Below are 17,912 nucleotides of genomic sequence, written 5' to 3' on the forward strand. Positions count from 1 at the left end.
GGGGCCGGCGCAGCCACGCGCTGCGCCGGTGCCCCCGGAAACGACACTACCGAAAGGCGAGCCCCCATGATGCTGACCGCATCCAGAACCCTTCTTACCGCTGCGGCCTGCGCGCTATTGCCCGTGATGGGCCTGGCCCAGAGCTGGAGCGACCAGCCGGTCGACCCCGCCAAGCACCAGGGCGAATTCGACGCCGCCTATGATGATGACGGGATCTACTACAACGCCGACGACATCGTGACCTACAACGTGCAGGACGACGGCACCGTGGACTGGCCAACCTTTTCGGGGTTCCGCCGCTATCACGCCGAATGCCACGTCTGCCACGGCCCCGATGGCGAGGGATCGACCTATGCGCCGAAAATCAAGAATTCCGCCGTCCACATGGGCTATTACGAGTTCTACGACGTGGTCGTGAACGGCCGCAAGAACGGCAACTCGGTGATGCCCCACTTCGGCGACAACCCGAACGTGATGTGTTATCTCAACGACATCTATGTCTATCTTGCCGCCCGTGGCATGGAGGCCGTTCCGCGCGGCCGCCCAGGCAAGAAGGAACCCAAATCGGACCTGGTGCGCGAGATGGAAGATGCGTGCATGGGCTGATCTTGCCGGCGCCCTGGCGCTGGCCCTGCTGGGCCTGACCCTCACCGCGCCGGTGGGGCAGGCCCAGACCTCTGACCTGGTGTCGAAGACGGCCCTGCGCGTCTGCGCCGACCCGGCCAATTCGCCGATGTCGAACCGCGACGGCACCGGCTATGAAAACGCCCTGGCCGAGCTGATCGGCGACAAGCTGGACCTGCCGGTGACCTATATCTGGTATCCGATGGCCACCGGGTTCATCCGCAACACGCTGAAGGCCAAGAAATGCGACCTGGTGGTGGGCTATGCCCAGGGGCACGAACTGGTCCTGAACACCAACCATTACCTGACCTCCGCCTTTGTGCTGATTGTCCCCGAGGACGGCCCGCTGGCCGCGGTCGAGGGGCTGGCCGATGACCGGCTCAAGGGTCTGAGGCTGGGCGTGATCGCCGGCAGCCCGCCGGCCACGCACATGGCGCGCAACGGGCTGATCGGCAAGGCGAAACCCTATCACCTTGTGGTCGACCGGCGGCATGAAAACCCCGCCATCGACATGCTGGACGATCTCAAGGCCGGAGAGATCGACGGCGCGGTGATCTGGGGGCCCATCGGCGGGCCGCTGGTCAAGTCCGGTTACCCGGGCATGAAGGTCATTCCGCTGCTGAACGAAACCCTGCCGCCCAAGATGTTCTATCGCATCACGATGGGCGTCCGGAACGGCGAGAAGGTCTGGCAACGCAAGCTGAACTCGCTGATCCGCCGCCATCAGGATGAAATCGACGCCCTGCTGGCCGAGGCCGGTGTGCCGCTGATTTCCGACCTGGGCGACAAGGTGATCGAGGTCACGCAATGAGACGTGCCCTGGCGGCGATCGCGCTTGCGGTGCTGCCGGGGCTGTCGCTTGCGCAGACGGTGCCGGAACCGCAGGGCTATCGCATGGACCACTACCGCGCGCCCGTGCCGGCCACCCTGCAGGGCGGGATCGTGGTGGGGCCGGAGGCGGCGCATGACCTGTGGACCTCGGGTGAAGTCGTCTTCATCGACGTGCTGCCGCAGGCGCCGAAACCCGCCGGATTGCCCGAGGGCACGATCTGGCGCGACAAGCCGCGCGACACGATCCCCGGCGCGCTCTGGCTGCCCAACGTGGGCTATGGCGCGATTGCAGAGGTGACGGCAGAGTATTTCCGCCGCGGGCTGGACCAGGCGACCGGGGGCGACAGGACCCGCCCGGTTCTGTTCTTCTGCCTCGAGGATTGCTGGATGAGCTGGAACGCCGCCAAGCGCGCGCTGGAATGGGGGTACGAGACCGTTTACTGGCTGCCCGAGGGCACGGACGGCTGGATGCTCTGGGATTACCCGCTGGAACGGGTCACACCGCTGGAACCGCAGCCCTGAGTCAATACCCTGCCAGCGACTTGTGCGCGTGGCTGACCGTGCCGCTGGTGTCCCGCAGGCTCACGTCCACCGACCGCGTGCGCGCGGGGATGGAGACGCCGAGGCGCGGGTTTTCCGACAGGGAAATGGACCCGGTCACACCGACATAGCCCGCGCCGTCCAGGTCGATCTCCAGGTCCTCGACATAACGCATAGGGATGAACAGCAGCGAAATCTGGTCCATCTGCATCCCCGAATGCGAGGGGTGCGAGATGTCCACGTCCAACTGCCGCAGCCGCGCCGAAAGGCCCGCCAGCCGGTCGCGCGCGGTGTCCGCGTCGGCCAGGCTCAGCGCCATGTTGCCCAGGGTTTTCAGCGCCTCCTTGGGGTCGCTGCCCGGCGGAGCGGAACAGGCGCCCTGGCCCGAGGTCTTGACGAAAGCCTCTGTCACGAAAAGCCGCCCGTCGCCGGTTTCGGCCACGACGTGCAGCGGGGTGGGGCCGTTGACGCGCATCGTGACGTCAAAGAAGAAACTGTCCTGCGGGCTGTCCAGCGCAAAGACGGCAGAGACCGGCATGGGGTTTTCATCGAGGATGACAGAGACGCGGGCGATCTGCCCGCCCTCGGGCGCCACGACGTGCGCGGCGATCTGTGTGCGGGCGTCGTTGGGCGTCCGGTAGGGCACGTCCAGCGCGATCAGCCGCGCGCCGTCCAGCAGTGGGCGGGTGCCGTAAAGCTCATCCCGGATCTGGTCCCAGCTTTCACCCGCGAAACAGGGCAGGGCGGTTGCGCCCAAAAGAAGCGCGGCAACAGCGTTTCGGATCATCATCCATCCTCCGTCATGACAAAGGTCCCGAAGGCGCGCGGACCGTCGCCTGTCTCGATCTCGGCGATCACCTGCAGCGTCGCGGCGTCGATCACGCTGACCGTGTTCTCGAACCAGTTGGCGACGAGGATACGCTGGCCGTCCGCTGAGGTGTCAATGCCCTCGGGGTATTCTCCGACGCTGATCAGCGCCTCGGGCGCCAGCGTGTCCAGCGCGATCACGCTGACCGTGTCGGCATACTGGTTGGTGACAAAGGCACGGCCCCGCGCGAACCCCACACCATAGGGGCGGGCGCCGACGGGCACGGTGGCCAGCACCCCGGCCCGGGCCGCGTCGATCACCGTCACGTCATTGCTGCCGACATTGCCGACGAACAGACGCCCGTCCGGGGCAAAGCGCAGGCCGAAGGGGCGGGTGCCCACGGTCACGCGGGCCAGCGGCGCCAGCGTTTCGGCATCGAACAGCGACACCTGGTCAGCGTCGCGGTCGGCCGAGGCAATAAAGGCTCCATCCGGCGAGAGCGCCAGCCCCGCCGGGGCGGCGCCTGTCGCCAATTCGGCGGTGACGCCAAGCGTCTTGCCGTCCAGCACCCAGATCCGGGCATTGTACCAGTCCGAGACAAACAGCCGCCCGCGCCCCGCGTCCAGCGCCACGCCGATGGGGCCGCCGTCCAGCGTCACGCGGGCCAGCACCTCGCCCGTCTCGGGCGAGAGACGGCGCACCGTCTTGTCATCGGGGGAAACGGTATAGACCGCGCCGGCGCCCACGGCGATCCCCGCGGGCTTGCCGGGCAGGGGCCAGCGGGCGCGTTCCGTCCCCTTGTCGAGGTCGAGAACGCTCAGCACCTCGCCGTTCTGGCAGGTGACAAAGGCCGTGTCGGCCAGGGCCGGCCCCGCCAGCACCAGCAGGGCCAGCGCAAGATCACGAACCGGGCGCACCGAACCGTTCCACCAGCGCATCGAGGCCCGCCTGGTAGACCGCCGTCACCGCCGCGATGGCCGCCGCGTCGTTCAGGTGCTCGGGCGGGTCGTTGTTCGGGTAGCCGCGGTAAAAGGCGCCGCGCCATTCCACCAGCGAGCCGCCGCCGTCCAGCGGTTTCACCGTCAGGTGGCTGGAATAATTGGTGACGGGCAGCACCTCGACCGCGACATCGGTGATGCGGTAGGAATAGCTCATCTTCTCGTCGCTGAATTTATACAGGATCTCCGAGATCATCGGCCCCTCGGCGCCCTGGTCGGAGAGATACAGCTGCCGGGTGGCGTCGATCGCGTTGCCGCCCTCGCCGGATTGAGAGACCACCGCCGGGTGCCAGCCGAGATCCTGGAAATTGCCGATCGCGGCCCAGACCTCTGCCGGGGCGGCGGCGACCTCGGTCGTCACGGTGACTTTTTGCCGGGTCGGCCCATGCGCCAGCGCAAGGCCGGGGGCAAGGATCGCGGCACTGGCCGCAAGGAACAGGCGTCGTTTCATTTTTCCTCCTCAACGAAAAACGCGGTCTTCAGGATGTAGCGCATGGCGCGGCTCCAGGACTGGTCGGTGTTGCCCCGGAAATCGACGACCCGGCCCTTGACCATCTGCCCGGTCTCGGCGTCGCGCATCTGCAGGTTCATCGACAGGATCAGGTTCGACACCTTCTGGACCTCGCCCACCAGCGCATAATCGGCGCCCAGCTTGGTCGCCATGCGGGTATCGCAGCCATAGCATTTGGCCGGGTTCACAATCCGGTCGAGGTCTTCCCGGACCGGGTCGAGGTCGAGCAGGTCATAGCCCTCTTCGGCGAATCTCTGGCGCACCATCTGTTCCAGCATGGCAATGCGCGCGCGCTCTCCGTGGTCGCCGGTCTCTGCCGTCTGCAGCGAGCTGTCCAACAGGGTCAGCCCGAAGAAGGCCACCTTTTCCTGCGCGGCGGCGGCACCGGCGCCCAGGAGGAGAAAGAGTAGCGTTATCAGTCTCATGGCACCGTTCTTAGAAAATAAGAATAGTGCGACAAAGTGTATTCGGTAGGCTTTGGTATACAACCGCGCCAAAGGTATCGGTCGCCGGGCCAACGGCGATCTGGAAGGCTCCGGCACAGCGCCCGCAACCGGTAAAACGGGCCGAAGGGAGGAGAAAGTGCGATATGTTCTGATGCCGCTTCTGGCGGCTTGTCTTGCCGTGCTGGGCGCCTCTGGCGCGCTGGCGCTGGACGTGCGCGCGGCGGTGCTGCGGGTGGATTACGAGACGCTCTTGCCGATCTCGCGCTATGACCTGCGGGCCGAGGACCTGGGCTTTGCGGGCGCCATGCTGGCGGATGAGGACAACGGCACCACGGGCCGCTTCCTGGGCCATACCTACGAGACGATCCACAGGGCCACCGCGCCCGAAGGCGCCGATGCGGCGCTGGACGAGATCCTGGCCGAGGGGATCACTCTGGTCGTGGTGCTGGCGCGGGATGCGGATCTGCTGCGGCTGGCCGACCGTGCGGCAGAGGCGGGGGCGCTGGTGCTGAACGCAAGCGCGCCGGGGCTGGCGCTGCGCGACGATCAATGCCGGGGCAACCTGCTGCACATCGCGCCATCGAACGGCATGATGGCCGACGCGGTGGCGCAATTCGCGGTCTGGAAACAGTGGAAACGCTGGTTCCTGGTCGCGGGCTCCAACCCGGCGGATGTCGAGCTGGCAGAGGCCTATCGCAAGGCGGCGCGCAAGTTCGGCGCCAGGATCACCGACGAACGGACCTTTGAGGACACAGGCGGCGCGCGGCGCACGGATTCGGGCCATGTCATGGTGCAGCGGCAACTGCCGGTCTTCACCCAAGGCGCCGAGGGGCACGACCTGCTGATCGCCGCCGATGCGACCGATTATTTCGCCCGTTACCTTGGCTATCACCATTGGTCGCCGCGGCCCGTCATGGGCTCGGCCGGTCTGTGGCCGACGACCTTTCACGCCGCGCACGAGGCCTGGGGCGCGACCCAGTTCCAGACCCGGTTCGAGGCGCTGACCGGGCGCTATGTCAAGCCCGAGGATTACAACGTCTGGCTGGCGCTGCGCGTGGTGGGCGAGGCGGTGACACGGGCCAGCACCGTCGATGCGATGGGCCTCCGCGACTATGCCTTGTCCGATGACTTCGAGCTGGCGGCCTTCAAGGGGCAAAAGGTGACGTTCCGCAACTGGAACGGCCAGCTGCGCCAGCCGATCCTTCTGTATGACGGCATGATCACCGTCAGCGTCAGCCCTCAGGACGGGTTCCTGCACCGGGTCTCCCCGCTCGACACGCTGGGGCTGGACCGGCCCGAATCCGCCTGCTCGGCCTTTAACTGACCGGAGTTCTGTTTGATGAAAATGCGTTCTATCACCCTTGCCCTCGCCCTGCTGGCGGCGACGCCCGCGCTGGCCAACAAGGCCTTCGTCTCGAACGAGCGGGGCAACACGATCACCGTGGTCGACACCGACACATGGGAGGTCATCACCGAGTTTCCCGGCGGCAACCGCCCGCGCGGCATCACGCTCAGCCCGGATGGCACGAAACTCTATGTCTGCGCCTCGGACGACAACCTGGTGCGGGTCTTTGACACCGAGACCTACAAGGAAATCGGCACGCTGCCCTCCGGCCCGGACCCCGAGCTGTTCGTCATCAGCAGCGACGGCAAGCATCTGTATATCGCCAACGAGGACGACAACCTGGTGACCGTGACCGATACGGAAAAGGGCGTGGTCCTGGCCGAGGTGCCGGTGGGCGTGGAACCCGAGGGCATGGGCATCAGCCCGGACGAGAAATGGGTGGTCAACACCTCGGAAACCACCAACATGGCGCATTTCATCGACACCAGCGATTACACGATCAAGCATAACGTGCTGGTCGACCAGCGCCCGCGCTATGCCCAGTACACCGCCGACGGCAAGCGGCTGTTCGTCTCGTCGGAAATCGGCGGCACGGTCAGCGTCATGGACATCGCCCCCGACGGCGCGCCGACGCTGGTGACCAAGATCGGCTTCGAGGTGCCCGGCGTCCTGCCCGAGTGGCTGCAGCCCGTGGGGGTCAAGGTCACGCAGGATGGCAATCGTATTTTCGTCGCACTAGGCCCGGCCAACCGCGTCGCGGTAATCGATGGAGAGAGCCTGGAGGTGCTCGACTACATCATCGTCGGCCAGCGGGTCTGGCAGCTGGCGTTCACGCCGGACGAAAAATACCTGCTGACCACCAACGGCAATTCCAACGACATCACCGTGATCGACGTCGCGGCCGAAAAGGCGATCAAGTCGGTCCAGGTCGGACAACAGCCCTGGGGCGTTGTCGTCACCCCGAATTAAGCAACAGGAGATCCCATGAAAACCCTCTTTGCCGCCGGCCTTCTGGCCTCTGCCCTGGCCACCCCCGCCGTCGCCGCGCCGCTCTGTGACGATTTCGGCTTTGCCGGGCTGCTGGCCGCCTGCAACCGCGCCGAAGAGCCGATCCGCCTGACGCTGGCCTCGGGCGAACCGCTGGGCGAGGACATGGTGCTGCAATCGGGCGCCTATTACGAGCTGGAGATCGTCGCCGACGGCTCTGCCGAACTGGCGATCGAGGGGCCCAGCTTTTTCCGGTCGATCTGGATGAACGAGATCGTCATCAACAAGATCGAGATCCGGCCGATGGCGATCGATTCCATCGAGTTCGACAAGGCCGGGACGGTCACGCTGTCCTTTATCGCGATCAAGCCCGGCAGCCACGTCGTCCGCATCCCCGGCACCACCGGCGAGACCCAGCGCGTCACCTTCAACATCCAGTAAACCGACGGAGTAACGAGAGATGAAATACGCCCTTGCCCTTGCCTGCGCCCTTGGCCTTGCCGGGCCCGCGCTGGCCGATGACGACCGGCCCGATGCCGCGACCGTCGCGAAAATCGAGGCCCTGCTGGCCGAGATGGAATGCCAGATGGACCCGGACGACATCGAGATGGAAGACGGCGGCTATGAGCTTGACGACGTGATCTGCAAGGGCGGCAACCAGTTCGACATCGAGCTGGACGCCGAGTTGAACGAGATCGGCCGCCGCGCGGAATAGCGCGGAAACACGACCTTTGGACCAGTCGCCGCAAGGCCTGCGGCGCACTAGGGTCAGGACAGGAGAGCCGGGCCGGGAGGCCCGGCAGACAGGGGAGGAACAACCATGCTGACCATCTTCAGCCGCATCGGGGCCATTGCCGCCACCGCGCTGACACTGGCCGCACCGGCACTGGCGCAGGACGTGCCCACGATCCGCGCCGCGGTGCTGAAAATCGGCACCGTGAACTGGGAACTGGCGACCATCACCGAACAGGGCTTTGACAAGAAGCACGGCTTTGCGCTGGACGTGCAGGGCTATGCCGACAACGGCGCCACCCGCATCGCGGTCGAGGGCGGCGAGGCCGACATGGCCGTCGCGGACTGGATCTGGGTCGCGCGCCAGCGCGCGGCGGGCAAGGATTACGTCTTTATCCCCTACAGCCGCGCGGTCGGCGCCATCCTCGTCCCCGAGGCCAGCGAGGCGCAGGCCCTGCCGGACCTCGCCGGCGGCAAGATCGGCATCGCGGGCGGGCCGCTGGACAAGTCCTGGCTGATCCTGCGCGCCTATGCCCAGCAGGAACACGGCTTTGACCTCAAGGCCGAGACGGAACAGGTCTTTGGCGCACCGCCGCTGATCTTCAAGTCCGGCCTCGGCGGCGACTACGCGGGCGCCATCAACTTCTGGCACTTCCTCGCCAAGATGAAGGCCGGCGGGATGCGAGAACTGATCTCGGTCGACACCGCCGGCAAGGCGCTGGGGCTGGACCCGAACACGCCGCTCCTGGGCTACTACCTCAAGGAAAGCTTCCTCGACGCCAACCCGGGGCTGGCGCAGGCGCTTTACGATGCCAGCCGCGACGCCAAGGACCTGCTGGCCAATGACCCCGCCGCCTGGGAGGCGATCCGCCCCCGCATGAACGCCAAGACCGACGCCCAGTTCGAGACGCTGAAAGCCGACTGGCTGGGCGGCATCCCCGCGCGCGGCCCGGTCAACATCGAGGCCGCGAACAAGATGCTGCAGGTCATGGCCGATCTTGGCGGCGCCGAGCTGGTCGGCAAGGCGGACAGGGTGCCGGAGGGTCTGTTTGCGGATCTCGACTGAGCGGGCCACCTCGCACCGCACGGTCACGATCCTGTCGATCCTCCTTCTGGGGCTTCTCTGGGTCGTGGCGGCAGGGCTGACGGCGGACCCGCAGGTGCTGCCGTCGCCCTTTGCGCTGGCGGCGCCCTTTCGCCAGGAACTCGCCAATGGCGAATTGCTCTATCACCTGGGGCAGACCCTTGTCCGGGTGCTCTGGGCCTTTGCGCTGGCAATGGGGCTGGGCATCGCGCTGGGGCTGGTCATGGGCCGGTCCGAGGCGGTGAACCGCTGGCTGGACCCCTGGCTGGTGATCTTTCTCAACCTGCCCGCGCTGGTGCTGATCGTGCTCTGTTACCTCTGGATCGGGCTGACCGAGACGGCGGCTATTGTGGCGGTGACGCTGAACAAGATCCCCAACGTGACCACCGTGATCCGCGAAGGCGCCCGCGCGATGGACCCGCAGCTGGACGCGATGGCGCGCATCTACCGGATGAGCTGGCGCCGCCGCATGGCGCATATCGTGCTGCCACAGCTGGCGCCCTTTATCACCGCCGCCGCCCGGTCGGGCATCGCGGTGATCTGGAAAATCGTGCTGGTGGTCGAATTCCTCGGGCGGTCTTCCGGGATCGGCTTTCAGATCCACCTGTATTTTCAGCTGTTCGACGTGGCGATGGTGCTGGTCTACGCGCTGTCCTTCATCTGCGTCATGCTGCTGGTGGAATGGCTGGTCCTGCAACCCTGGGAACGCCGCGTCCGGCGCTGGAGGCAGGCATGATCCGCGTCCGGATCGAGGCCAAACATTTCGGCGAGGCGCAGGTGCTGGGCCGGGTGCATTTCGACATCGCGCCGGGCGAATGCGTGGCGCTTGTCGGCCCCTCGGGCATCGGCAAGAGCACCGTCTTGCGCATCCTCGCCGGGACCGACGAGGCATTCAGCGGCCATGTCGGCCGCCCCGACCGCATGGCCGTCGTCTTTCAGGAGCCCACGCTCTTGCCCTGGCGCAGCGTGCTGCAGAACCTGACGCTGGTGCATCCCGACCTTGGGACAGAGGGCGCCCGCGCGGCGCTGGACCGGGTCGGCCTTTCGGGTAAGGAAACGCTCTTTCCCGGCCAGCTTTCGCTGGGCCAGCAACGGCGGCTGGCGCTGGCGCGTGGCTTTGCCACGCCGCCGGACCTGCTGATCATGGACGAACCCTTTGCCTCGCTCGACCCCGAGACCGCAGAGCGTATGCTGGCCCTGACCGAATCCCTGATGGCCACGACCCGGCCCGCGACGCTCTTCGTGACCCATGACCGGGCCGAGGCCGAAAGGCTGGCGGACCGGATCCTGCGGCTGGACGGCACGCCGGCGACCCTGAAGGACTTAACATAAGACGGATTATGCGATGACGGACGGGCTGCGTGTCGAGGGGCTGAGTTTCAACTACGGGGCCAAAAAGGCGCTGGACGAGGTCGGCTTTGCCGTGCCCTCGGGGCGCTTCTGCGCCCTGCTCGGCCCGAACGGCGCCGGGAAATCGACGCTGGTCTCGCTGCTGACCCGGCTCCTGGTGGCGCCCGGCGGCGACATCCATGTCGCGGGCCAGGACATGCGCAGGCATCCCCGCCGCGCGCTGGCCGCGCTTGGCGTCGTCTTTCAGCAGAGCACGCTGGATCTCGATCTGACCGTGCGTCAGAACCTCGCCTATTTCGCGGCGCTGCACGGGCTGCCCCGGGCGCAGGTCCCCGCCCGCATCGACGCCGCGCTCGACCGGCTGGGGATGCGCGAACGCGCCGACGAAAAGGCCCGCGCGCTGAACGGCGGCCACAGGCGGCGCACCGAACTGGCGCGCGCGCTGCTGCATGACCCGCGCGTGCTGCTGCTGGATGAACCCACCGTGGGGCTGGACGTGGAATCGCGCATGGCGATCACCGCACAGGTCCATGACCTCGCCCGCACCGACGGACTCTGCGTGCTCTGGACCACCCACCTGACGGATGAGGTCCGCGACGAGGACCAACTGCTTGTCCTGCACAAGGGACAGATCATCGCCGACGGCCAGACCGGAGAGATCCGGGGAGACACGCCCCTGTCGGACTGGTTCCTCTCTCGCACAAAGGCGCAGACAGGGGCGCAGGCATGACGGGGTTCGGCATCAAGGGACACTTGGGCATCCTGCGCGCCGTCATAGGGCGCGAGTTCCTGCGCTTTGTCCACCAGCGCGAAAGGTTCATCGCCGCGCTTGTGCGCCCGCTGGTCTGGCTGCTGGTCTTTGCCGCCGGGTTTCGCGCCGCGCTCGGCCTTTCGATCATCCCGCCCTATCAGACCTATATCACCTACGAGACCTACATCGTTCCCGGCCTCTGCGGGATGATCCTGCTGTTCAACGGGATGCAGTCCTCGCTCAGCCTCGTCTACGACCGCGAGATGGGCTCCATGCGGCTCCTGCTCACCAGCCCCTTCCCGCGCTGGTGGCTGCTGTTCTCACGGTTGCTGGGATCGACGGCGATTTCCATCCTGCAGGTCTATACCTTCCTCGCCGTGGCGGCGGGGTTCGGCATCACCATGCCGCCGCTGGGCTATGTCGCCGCCCTGCCCGCCCTGGCGCTGGCCGGGCTGATGCTGGGGGCGCTGGGGCTGGTGCTCTCCAGCTTCATCCGCCAGCTGGAAAACTTCGCCGGCGTGATGAACTTCGTCATCTTCCCGATGTTCTTCCTCTCCTCGGCGCTCTACCCCTTGTGGAAAATGGCTGAAAGCTCGGAACTCCTGCACGACATCTGCGCCGCCAATCCCTTCACCCACGCCGTCGAGCTGATCCGCTTCGCACTCTACCTGCAGCTGAACCTGCCCGCGCTCGGCTGGGTGTCGCTCTCGGTCGCCGTGCTGATGGGCGCCGCCGTCTGGGGTTACGACCCCGCCCGCGGGCTGATGAAGCGCAAGACCTGACGCCGCGCGCGCCCTCCGGCAATGGCACGCGCCCAGGCTTCTTCTCTCCAAAAATACCTCCGGGGGGGAGTCGACCGCAGGGAGACGGGGGGCGCGCAGCCCCCCCTCCCCCGCTCTCAAAATCCACAAACCGTCAAAATGACAAACCCAAAGTCACAAACGAACACGCGACCGGCCCTCCCGTCAGGGCGCGTGTCCAATCTCAGGCGTCGCGTTCGAAAGACCGCACCGTCTTGCACTTCCAACTCTGGATGGTGAAGGCCGGATGAGTCTCTATCCATTTGGCCAGCACCGGCTGGGCGCCCATCATGCAAGTCATCGGCGTCACATCGGTAAAAAGCAGGCTCTTTTCCTCGCAGGCCACAACGGCCCCGGGGGTGCCTGACAGGCAGGCAACAAACAGCAGTTCTATCATAATTCACCTCTGTCAATTAAACCTTTAGTCGTAACTCCATGATGCCATGAAACCGGTTAGGACTCGAAAAAATCCTCGCGCCGCCGCGAAACTCTGTCGCTGAGAAGTGCACAAATTTCAGGCGCTACGGCCGCGACGCCCAGAATCCAGTCAAACTGGAAGGAGTCCCGTCTTGCACATGTTCCCCACGCTCTCGCTGAAACTGCGGCTGGGCCTGGGCGCGGCGCTCCTGGGTGCGGGCACGATCCTGGCGGCGGCGGTGCTTTTTTCCGGCATGACGCGGGTGGCCGACCGGCTGGACGCGGCGCTGGCGGCCGAGGCGCGGATGAACCGCTATGCCGCCCTCTCGCGGCAGGTCTCGGGCTTTTTGGTGGTGGCAACCGAGGCGGCGCAAAGCGGCCTGCCCGCCGACACGCGGGCCGACCGGCTGGCCCCGGTGGCCGACCAGTTGCGGCGCACCTTCACCGATCTCGACCGCGACCTGGAACAGGCGGTGATCCGGGCCGAGGCGCTGGGGATCGACCAGCAATCGCGCCACGCGACGCAGTCGCTGGGCCTTGCCCGGATGCGCGCGCTGCTCGACAACACGGTGACCGCGCTGGCCAGTCCAGAGGCCGACCGCGACCGCCTGCGCGCCCAGACCGACAGTTTCGCCAGCGCCATCGACCCGCTGCTGAGCCAGGCCGTCAGCACAGAGGCGCGGTTCCGCAACGAGACCCTGCAAGGCATCGAGGACCTGCGCCGCAGCCTCTCGCTGACCGCCATCCTGCTGGCCGCGCTGTCGCTGGCCTTGGTCCTGCTCTTCTACTTCGGGTTGATACGGCCACAGTTCGGGCGGCTGGACCGGCTGCGCGCCGCCGCCCGCCAGATCGGGCAAGAGGATTTCGCCGTCGCCCTGCCCGTCACCCGTGGCGACGAGATCGGGCAGCTTTATGCCGAGACCAACCGCATGGCCCGCGCGCTGGCGGACCGGCAGGCCGAGATCAGGGCCGACCGCGCCCGCCTGAACGAGATCGTGGCCGAGCGTACCGAGGCGCTGCGCGCCGCCAACCTGCGGCTGGAACAGGTCGACGAGAACCGCCGCCGTTTTTTCGCCGACATCAGCCACGAATTGCGCACGCCGCTGACGGTGATCCTGATGGAGGCGCAGATCGGCCGCCAGACCGGCACCGCGCCCGAGGCCTTTGCCACCATAGAGACCCGTGCCGCGCGGCTGAACCGGCGGATCGACGACCTCTTGCGCGTGGCGCGCTCGGACAGCGGGCAACTGGCGCTGGAAGTGCAGCCCGCCCCCCTGCCCCGCATCGCCGCCGAAGTGGCCGAGGAGGTCGGCGCCGAGATCGAGAACGCCGGGATGCGGCTGGAGCTTTCGGACATCCCCGACCTGAGCGTGACCGCCGATCCCAACTGGCTGCGGCAGGTGCTGGCCGGGCTGGTGCGCAATGCCATCCGCCACGCCCGCGCCGGCGGGATGGTGCGGATCGGCCCGGCACGGGACGGCGCGCTGGCGGGGATCGCCGTCACCGATCATGGCCCCGGCATCCCGCAACAGGACCAGGCCCGCATCTTTGCCCGCTTTGCCCAGGGGGGCGCCGCCAATGCCCAGGGCTTTGGCATCGGCCTGGCGCTGGCCCGCTGGGTGATCGAGGAACAGGGCGGGCGGATCACCCTGACCAGCCCCCTGCCGGAGCGGGCCGCCGGGACAAAGATCGCGGTTCTCCTTCCCCTTGCGGCGGAGTAGCCTGCGCCCATGACCGCGCGCCTTCTCATCGTCGACGACGACCCGCAGATCACCTCGGCCCTGGCCCGGGGGCTGGCGCTGCACGACTACGCCGCCGAGACAGAGAACCGCGCCGACCGCGCGCTGGACCGTCTGTTGTCGGAACCTTTCAAGGGCGCCATCGTGGACGTGATGCTGGGCGCCGACAGCGGGCTGGACCTGGTGCGCACCGCCCGCGCGCGCGGCGCCACCCTGCCGATCCTCATGCTCTCGGCCCTGTCAGAGGTCGAACACCGCGCCGCGGGGCTGGAGGCGGGGGCCGATGACTATATCGTCAAGCCCTTCTCCTTTGACGAACTGGTGGCCCGGCTGCGGGTGCAGGAACGCCGCGCCGACCGACAGGCCCCGAAATCCGCCCGGCTGACCCTGCCCGACCGGGTGCTGAGCGGCCCCGCCGGCGAGGTCACTCTGACCGAGCGCGAGGCCGACCTCTTGTGCCTCCTGGCAGAACACGCGGGCACCCCGCTGCATCGCGGCGCCATCTTTGACCACCTCTGGTCGGTCGAGGGGACTAGTGAAAACGTCGTAGACGTCTACATCGGCTATTTGCGCAAGAAATTGAGTGGGCAGGATTTCCCTTTTGAAATCAGGACGATACGAAACAAGGGTTTTTGCCTCACCGGAAACGCCCCGATCGTCGCGCAACGCTCTTAGAAAATAAGAATCGTCAGTCCGCCGGGGCGGGTGCGACAGTCGAGAGGCTAAAGGCACCCACGTCAAAGGAGGAATGACAATGGCCTGGACGAAACCCGCGATCCGCGAAATCGAGTGCGGCATGGAAATCAACATGTACGGCCCCGAGCACGACGACGGCGTCCTGTTCTGAGGCGCGGCGCGCGGAGGGTATCATGAGTTTCCGCGCGCATATCCTCGGGGCGGCGGCGGGTGGCGGGCTTCCGCAGTGGAACTGCGGCTGCCGCAACTGCACCCTCGCCCGCGCCGGGGATATTCCCTCTCAGACGCAATCCTCTCTTGCGGTGTCGGCAGACGGCCAGACCTGGGCGATCTTGAACGCCTCCCCGGACATTCGTCACCAACTCTCCTGCACGCCCGCGCTGTTCCCGACGGGGCTGCGTGACTGCCCCCTGCGCGCCGTGCTGGTGACGAATGGTGACATCGACCATGTGGCCGGTCTGCTGACCCTGCGCGAGATGCAGGAATTCACCCTGTTCGCGACCGCTGGCATTCACGACGTCCTGGCGCAGAACCCGGTCTTCGACGCGCTGAATGCCAATGTCGTCACCCGCAGCGCCATCGACCTTGACCGCCCCTTTGACCTGCTGCCCGGCCTGACGGCGACGCTGTTCCCGGTGCCCGGCAAGGTGCCGCTCTATATGGAGGGCGAGACCGTCGAGACCGACGTGATCGGCGATCAGACCGTCGGTGTCGAACTGGTGTCGCGTGACACCCGCACGCTTTATATCCCCGGCTGCGCCATGCTGACGGATGACCTGCGCGCCCGCCTGCGGGGCGCCGACCTGCTGTTCTTCGACGGCACGCTCTGGCGCGATGACGAGATGATCACCGAGGGGCTGGGCCAGAAGACCGGCCAGCGCATGGGCCATATGTCGATGAGCGGGCCGGAGGGCTCTCTGGCTGCCTTCGACGGGCTGGGGATCACCCGCAAGATCTATGTGCACATGAACAACACCAACCCCGTGCTGCGCCCGGAGTCCGACGAACGCGCCCGGGCCGAGGCCGCCGGATGGACCATCGGACAGGACGGAATGGAGATCACCACATGACCCAAAGCCGCGAGGATTTCGAAGCCCGCCTGCGCCAGATCGGCGCCGAGCGCTATCACGACCTGCACCCGTTCCATGACCTTTTGCACGGCGGCGGCTGCACCCCCGACCAGGTGCGCGCCTGGGTCATCAACCGCTATTACTACCAGCATTCGATCCCGATGAAGGACGCCGCCTTCATGTCCCGGGTCGAGGACCCCGATCTGCGCCGCGCCTGGCGGAGCCGGATCGAGGATCACGACGGCACCGACACCAACGAGGGCGGCATCCGCCGCTGGCTGCGGCTGGCAGAGGCGGTGGGGCTGGACCCCGAGTATGTCGCCTCCTGCGAGGGCGTGTTGCCCGCGACGAAATTCGCTGTCGACGCCTATGTGCGGTTTGTCCGCGACAAGACCCTGCTGGAGGCGGTCGCTGCCTCGCTGACAGAACTTTTCGCCCCCAAGATCCACGCCAACCGCATCGAGGGCCTGCTGAAGAACTACGATTTCGCGGATGACAGCTCGCTGTCCTACTTCCGCAACCGGCTGAAGGAGGCGCCCAAGGACGTGGCCTTTGGCCTGGGCTGGGTGCTGGACTATGCCGACACGCAGGAAAAGCAGGACATGGCCGCCAAGGCCCTGATCTTCAAGACGGATGTGCTCTGGTCCCAGCTTGACGCCCTGCATTCGGCCTATGTCGATCCCGCCCGCATCCCGCCCGGCGCCTGGCAACCGGGCGAAGGGCTGGCGCTGAAACGCGCCTCATGATCGGGCCATCCGACATCCCCACCCTGCCCCGCGGCGTGCGCCTGCATTACGACCGGGTGCGCGAGACCTGGGTGCTGCTGGCGCCCGAACGCGCCATCACGCTGGACGCCGTGGGTCATGCCATCCTGTCGGAGGTCGACGGCACCCGCAGCTTTGCCCAGATCACCGCAGGGCTGGCGCAGAAATACAATGCCCCCGCCGAAGAGATCGCCAGGGACAGCGCCGGATTCCTCGGCGCCCTGCGCGACCGGCGGTTCCTGGACGTGACCCAATGACCCCACCGCCCCCCATCGCCATGCTGGCAGAGCTGACTCACCGCTGCCCGCTCTCCTGCCCGTACTGTTCCAACCCGCTGGACATGGCCCGGATCGATTCCGAACTGGACACCGAGACATGGGCCCGCGTGTTCCGCGAGGCCGCAGACCTGGGCGTGCTGCAACTGCACCTCTCGGGCGGGGAACCGGCCTCTCGCCGTGACCTGGCAGAGCTGGTGCGCGCGGCACGGGACGCGGGGCTTTATACCAACCTCATCACCTCCGGCATCGGCTTGTCGCAGCGCCGCTTGCAGGAACTGGACGCCGCCGGACTGGACCACGTCCAACTGTCGCTACAAGGCACGGATGCCGAGATGGCCGATGAAATCGGCGGCTATCGCGGCGGGTTCGACCGCAAGATGCAGGTGGCCCAGTGGATCGGAGAGATCGGCTTTCCGCTGACGCTGAACGCCGTGCTTCACCGGCGCAACCTGCACCAATTGCCCCGCGCGCTGGAGATGGCACAAGAGATGGGCGCGCGCCGGATCGAGGTCGCCACCGTGCAGTTCCACGGCTGGGCGATGAGGAACCGCGACGCGCTGATGCCCACCCGCGAACAGGCCGCCGAGGCGACACGCATCGTCGGAGAGGCGCGCGCCGCGCTGAAAGGCAAGCTGGTGATCGACTATGTCCCCGCCGATTACCACGGCGACTACCCCAAGCGCTGCATGGGCGGCTGGGGCACCACCGGGCTGAACGTGGCGCCCGACGGGCAGGTCCTGCCCTGCCACGCCGCCCAGACCATCCCGCACCTGTCCTTCGAGAACGTGCAGGACCGTCCCCTGGGTGAGATCTGGCGCAACAGCGCCGCCTTCAACGCCTATCGCGGCACCGGTTGGATGCAAGAGCCCTGCACCAGCTGCGAACGCAAGACCGTGGATTTCGGCGGCTGCCGCTGTCAGGCCATGGCCCTTGCGGGCGATCCCGCCGCGACCGATCCGGTTTGCGTGAAATCCCCCCATCACGGCGCCCTGCAGGCCCGCGCCCAGGGCCACGCGGCACAGGAGGGCGCGGCGCTCACCTACCGCGACGCGCCACCGAAGACGGCCGCGGAACCGGCGGAGTAGCCCCCCTGAAATTGACAAACCTTGCCAAAATATGCCAATCTTCCGCTGCCGGAGGG

24 protein-coding genes are annotated in these 17,912 nt (G+C 66.8%); 19 read left to right on the forward strand and 5 right to left on the reverse strand.

Going from position 1 to position 17,912, the window contains the following annotated elements:
* Nucleotides 1-69 precede the first annotated feature (69 nt).
* Genes G9Q80_RS02750 through G9Q80_RS02760 form a run of 3 tightly spaced genes read left to right on the forward strand, consistent with a single transcriptional unit; the run spans nucleotide 70 to nucleotide 1,977 of the window.
* Nucleotides 70-606: a c-type cytochrome, methanol metabolism-related gene (locus G9Q80_RS02750; RefSeq protein ID WP_088670964.1), complete on the forward strand. Its 537-nt coding sequence runs from the start codon at nucleotides 70-72 to the stop codon at nucleotides 604-606.
* Nucleotides 590-1,435 carry a substrate-binding domain-containing protein gene (locus tag G9Q80_RS02755; protein WP_088716534.1) on the forward strand — a complete coding sequence of 282 codons (846 nt, stop codon included), beginning with the start codon at nucleotides 590-592 and terminating at the stop codon, nucleotides 1,433-1,435. Before G9Q80_RS02750 ends, G9Q80_RS02755 begins: the two co-directional genes overlap by 17 nt.
* Nucleotides 1,432-1,977, forward strand: coding sequence for a PQQ-dependent catabolism-associated CXXCW motif protein (locus G9Q80_RS02760; protein WP_088716533.1), 546 nt, complete (start codon nucleotides 1,432-1,434; stop codon nucleotides 1,975-1,977). The genes G9Q80_RS02755 and G9Q80_RS02760 overlap by 4 nt, the downstream gene beginning before the upstream one ends.
* A gap of 1 nt (nucleotide 1,978) precedes the next feature.
* On the opposite strand, the gene G9Q80_RS02765 is transcribed toward G9Q80_RS02760, so the two are convergent.
* The 4 genes from G9Q80_RS02765 to G9Q80_RS02780 are packed head-to-tail and all read right to left on the reverse strand — an operon-like array spanning nucleotide 1,979 to nucleotide 4,737.
* On the reverse strand, nucleotides 1,979-2,782 hold the full coding sequence (locus G9Q80_RS02765; RefSeq protein ID WP_088716532.1) for a quinoprotein dehydrogenase-associated SoxYZ-like carrier: 804 nt from the start codon (nucleotides 2,780-2,782) through the stop codon (nucleotides 1,979-1,981).
* Entirely contained in the window at nucleotides 2,782-3,741 is a 960-nt protein-coding gene (locus G9Q80_RS02770) for a YVTN family beta-propeller repeat protein (RefSeq protein WP_088670896.1), read from the reverse strand. The genes G9Q80_RS02765 and G9Q80_RS02770 overlap by 1 nt, the downstream gene beginning before the upstream one ends.
* Nucleotides 3,704-4,252: an SRPBCC family protein gene (locus tag G9Q80_RS02775; RefSeq protein WP_088670897.1), complete on the reverse strand. Its 549-nt coding sequence runs from the start codon at nucleotides 4,250-4,252 to the stop codon at nucleotides 3,704-3,706. The genes G9Q80_RS02770 and G9Q80_RS02775 overlap by 38 nt, the downstream gene beginning before the upstream one ends.
* The gene (locus G9Q80_RS02780) at nucleotides 4,249-4,737 is read right to left on the reverse strand and encodes a DUF3280 domain-containing protein (protein WP_043144405.1); all 489 of its coding nucleotides are present in this window, start codon (nucleotides 4,735-4,737) and stop codon (nucleotides 4,249-4,251) included. Before G9Q80_RS02780 ends, G9Q80_RS02775 begins: the two co-directional genes overlap by 4 nt.
* Nucleotides 4,738-4,909: 172 nt before the next feature.
* On the opposite strand from G9Q80_RS02780, the gene G9Q80_RS02785 reads away from it, so the two are divergent.
* The 9 genes from G9Q80_RS02785 to G9Q80_RS02825 all read left to right on the forward strand — a co-directional run bounded on the left by G9Q80_RS02785 (nucleotide 4,910) and on the right by G9Q80_RS02825 (nucleotide 11,789).
* Entirely contained in the window at nucleotides 4,910-6,082 is a 1,173-nt protein-coding gene (locus G9Q80_RS02785; RefSeq protein WP_088672529.1) for an ABC transporter substrate-binding protein, read from the forward strand.
* A 15-nt stretch (nucleotides 6,083-6,097) separates the two neighbouring features.
* Nucleotides 6,098-7,072, forward strand: coding sequence for a YVTN family beta-propeller repeat protein (locus G9Q80_RS02790; protein WP_432806928.1), 975 nt, complete (start codon nucleotides 6,098-6,100; stop codon nucleotides 7,070-7,072).
* Between the two features lie 15 nt (nucleotides 7,073-7,087).
* Nucleotides 7,088-7,531: a hypothetical protein gene (locus G9Q80_RS02795; protein ID WP_088702439.1), complete on the forward strand. Its 444-nt coding sequence runs from the start codon at nucleotides 7,088-7,090 to the stop codon at nucleotides 7,529-7,531.
* A 19-nt stretch (nucleotides 7,532-7,550) separates the two neighbouring features.
* Nucleotides 7,551-7,805, forward strand: coding sequence for a PepSY domain-containing protein (locus G9Q80_RS02800; RefSeq protein WP_088716531.1), 255 nt, complete (start codon nucleotides 7,551-7,553; stop codon nucleotides 7,803-7,805).
* A gap of 105 nt (nucleotides 7,806-7,910) precedes the next feature.
* Complete coding sequence (locus G9Q80_RS02805) at nucleotides 7,911-8,888, forward strand: ABC transporter substrate-binding protein (RefSeq protein WP_088716530.1); 978 nt, start codon at nucleotides 7,911-7,913, stop codon at nucleotides 8,886-8,888.
* Nucleotides 8,878-9,642, forward strand: coding sequence for an ABC transporter permease (locus G9Q80_RS02810; RefSeq protein ID WP_168246325.1), 765 nt, complete (start codon nucleotides 8,878-8,880; stop codon nucleotides 9,640-9,642). Before G9Q80_RS02805 ends, G9Q80_RS02810 begins: the two co-directional genes overlap by 11 nt.
* Nucleotides 9,639-10,238 carry an ABC transporter ATP-binding protein gene (locus G9Q80_RS02815; RefSeq protein WP_088716528.1) on the forward strand — a complete coding sequence of 200 codons (600 nt, stop codon included), beginning with the start codon at nucleotides 9,639-9,641 and terminating at the stop codon, nucleotides 10,236-10,238. The genes G9Q80_RS02810 and G9Q80_RS02815 overlap by 4 nt, the downstream gene beginning before the upstream one ends.
* A gap of 13 nt (nucleotides 10,239-10,251) precedes the next feature.
* The gene (locus tag G9Q80_RS02820) at nucleotides 10,252-10,986 is read left to right on the forward strand and encodes an ABC transporter ATP-binding protein (RefSeq protein WP_088716527.1); all 735 of its coding nucleotides are present in this window, start codon (nucleotides 10,252-10,254) and stop codon (nucleotides 10,984-10,986) included.
* Nucleotides 10,983-11,789, forward strand: a complete 807-nt coding sequence (locus G9Q80_RS02825) for an ABC transporter permease (RefSeq protein ID WP_088716526.1) — start codon at nucleotides 10,983-10,985, stop codon at nucleotides 11,787-11,789. The genes G9Q80_RS02820 and G9Q80_RS02825 overlap by 4 nt, the downstream gene beginning before the upstream one ends.
* Before the next feature lie 202 nt (nucleotides 11,790-11,991).
* Here G9Q80_RS02825 and G9Q80_RS02830 read toward each other — a convergent pair whose 3' ends face one another.
* Nucleotides 11,992-12,204, reverse strand: coding sequence for a hypothetical protein (locus tag G9Q80_RS02830; protein ID WP_088670901.1), 213 nt, complete (start codon nucleotides 12,202-12,204; stop codon nucleotides 11,992-11,994).
* Nucleotides 12,205-12,382: 178 nt separating this feature from the next.
* Between G9Q80_RS02830 and G9Q80_RS02835 the strand changes: the two genes are divergently transcribed.
* From G9Q80_RS02835 to pqqE, 7 genes are all read left to right on the forward strand, one after another.
* Nucleotides 12,383-13,945 (forward strand): HAMP domain-containing sensor histidine kinase, encoded by a 1,563-nt coding sequence (locus tag G9Q80_RS02835; RefSeq protein ID WP_088670902.1) that lies wholly within the window; start codon nucleotides 12,383-12,385, stop codon nucleotides 13,943-13,945.
* Nucleotides 13,946-13,954: 9 nt separating this feature from the next.
* Complete coding sequence (locus tag G9Q80_RS02840) at nucleotides 13,955-14,638, forward strand: response regulator transcription factor (protein WP_043144415.1); 684 nt, start codon at nucleotides 13,955-13,957, stop codon at nucleotides 14,636-14,638.
* Between the two features lie 79 nt (nucleotides 14,639-14,717).
* On the forward strand, nucleotides 14,718-14,810 hold the full coding sequence (gene pqqA / locus G9Q80_RS02845) for a pyrroloquinoline quinone precursor peptide PqqA (RefSeq protein WP_043144416.1): 93 nt from the start codon (nucleotides 14,718-14,720) through the stop codon (nucleotides 14,808-14,810).
* A gap of 22 nt (nucleotides 14,811-14,832) precedes the next feature.
* Entirely contained in the window at nucleotides 14,833-15,729 is an 897-nt protein-coding gene (pqqB, locus tag G9Q80_RS02850) for a pyrroloquinoline quinone biosynthesis protein PqqB (RefSeq protein WP_088670903.1), read from the forward strand.
* Nucleotides 15,726-16,475, forward strand: a complete 750-nt coding sequence (pqqC, locus tag G9Q80_RS02855) for a pyrroloquinoline-quinone synthase PqqC (protein WP_088716525.1) — start codon at nucleotides 15,726-15,728, stop codon at nucleotides 16,473-16,475. Before pqqB ends, pqqC begins: the two co-directional genes overlap by 4 nt.
* Nucleotides 16,472-16,750, forward strand: a complete 279-nt coding sequence (gene pqqD / locus G9Q80_RS02860) for a pyrroloquinoline quinone biosynthesis peptide chaperone PqqD (protein WP_069211795.1) — start codon at nucleotides 16,472-16,474, stop codon at nucleotides 16,748-16,750. Before pqqC ends, pqqD begins: the two co-directional genes overlap by 4 nt.
* Nucleotides 16,747-17,856 carry a pyrroloquinoline quinone biosynthesis protein PqqE gene (pqqE, locus tag G9Q80_RS02865; protein WP_088716524.1) on the forward strand — a complete coding sequence of 370 codons (1,110 nt, stop codon included), beginning with the start codon at nucleotides 16,747-16,749 and terminating at the stop codon, nucleotides 17,854-17,856. Before pqqD ends, pqqE begins: the two co-directional genes overlap by 4 nt.
* Nucleotides 17,857-17,912: the final 56 nt, after the last annotated feature.

The organism is Mameliella sp. LZ-28 (assembly GCF_012274245.1).
GTDB lineage: Bacteria > Pseudomonadota > Alphaproteobacteria > Rhodobacterales > Rhodobacteraceae > Antarctobacter > Antarctobacter albus.

Coding starts and splice junctions, on each gene's coding strand:
- G9Q80_RS02750 (WP_088670964.1), top strand. CDS start 70: ATGCTGACCGCATCCAGAACCCTTCTTACCGCTGCGGCCTGCGCGCTA.
- G9Q80_RS02755 (WP_088716534.1), top strand. CDS start 590: ATGCGTGCATGGGCTGATCTTGCCGGCGCCCTGGCGCTGGCCCTGCTG.
- G9Q80_RS02760 (WP_088716533.1), top strand. CDS start 1,432: ATGAGACGTGCCCTGGCGGCGATCGCGCTTGCGGTGCTGCCGGGGCTG.
- G9Q80_RS02765 (WP_088716532.1), bottom strand. CDS start 2,782: ATGATCCGAAACGCTGTTGCCGCGCTTCTTTTGGGCGCAACCGCCCTG.
- G9Q80_RS02770 (WP_088670896.1), bottom strand. CDS start 3,741: ATGCGCTGGTGGAACGGTTCGGTGCGCCCGGTTCGTGATCTTGCGCTG.
- G9Q80_RS02775 (WP_088670897.1), bottom strand. CDS start 4,252: ATGAAACGACGCCTGTTCCTTGCGGCCAGTGCCGCGATCCTTGCCCCC.
- G9Q80_RS02780 (WP_043144405.1), bottom strand. CDS start 4,737: ATGAGACTGATAACGCTACTCTTTCTCCTCCTGGGCGCCGGTGCCGCC.
- G9Q80_RS02785 (WP_088672529.1), top strand. CDS start 4,910: ATGCCGCTTCTGGCGGCTTGTCTTGCCGTGCTGGGCGCCTCTGGCGCG.
- G9Q80_RS02790 (WP_432806928.1), top strand. CDS start 6,098: ATGAAAATGCGTTCTATCACCCTTGCCCTCGCCCTGCTGGCGGCGACG.
- G9Q80_RS02795 (WP_088702439.1), top strand. CDS start 7,088: ATGAAAACCCTCTTTGCCGCCGGCCTTCTGGCCTCTGCCCTGGCCACC.
- G9Q80_RS02800 (WP_088716531.1), top strand. CDS start 7,551: ATGAAATACGCCCTTGCCCTTGCCTGCGCCCTTGGCCTTGCCGGGCCC.
- G9Q80_RS02805 (WP_088716530.1), top strand. CDS start 7,911: ATGCTGACCATCTTCAGCCGCATCGGGGCCATTGCCGCCACCGCGCTG.
- G9Q80_RS02815 (WP_088716528.1), top strand. CDS start 9,639: ATGATCCGCGTCCGGATCGAGGCCAAACATTTCGGCGAGGCGCAGGTG.
- G9Q80_RS02820 (WP_088716527.1), top strand. CDS start 10,252: ATGACGGACGGGCTGCGTGTCGAGGGGCTGAGTTTCAACTACGGGGCC.
- G9Q80_RS02825 (WP_088716526.1), top strand. CDS start 10,983: ATGACGGGGTTCGGCATCAAGGGACACTTGGGCATCCTGCGCGCCGTC.
- G9Q80_RS02830 (WP_088670901.1), bottom strand. CDS start 12,204: ATGATAGAACTGCTGTTTGTTGCCTGCCTGTCAGGCACCCCCGGGGCC.
- G9Q80_RS02835 (WP_088670902.1), top strand. CDS start 12,383: ATGTTCCCCACGCTCTCGCTGAAACTGCGGCTGGGCCTGGGCGCGGCG.
- G9Q80_RS02840 (WP_043144415.1), top strand. CDS start 13,955: ATGACCGCGCGCCTTCTCATCGTCGACGACGACCCGCAGATCACCTCG.
- pqqA (WP_043144416.1), top strand. CDS start 14,718: ATGGCCTGGACGAAACCCGCGATCCGCGAAATCGAGTGCGGCATGGAA.
- pqqB (WP_088670903.1), top strand. CDS start 14,833: ATGAGTTTCCGCGCGCATATCCTCGGGGCGGCGGCGGGTGGCGGGCTT.
- pqqC (WP_088716525.1), top strand. CDS start 15,726: ATGACCCAAAGCCGCGAGGATTTCGAAGCCCGCCTGCGCCAGATCGGC.
- pqqD (WP_069211795.1), top strand. CDS start 16,472: ATGATCGGGCCATCCGACATCCCCACCCTGCCCCGCGGCGTGCGCCTG.
- pqqE (WP_088716524.1), top strand. CDS start 16,747: ATGACCCCACCGCCCCCCATCGCCATGCTGGCAGAGCTGACTCACCGC.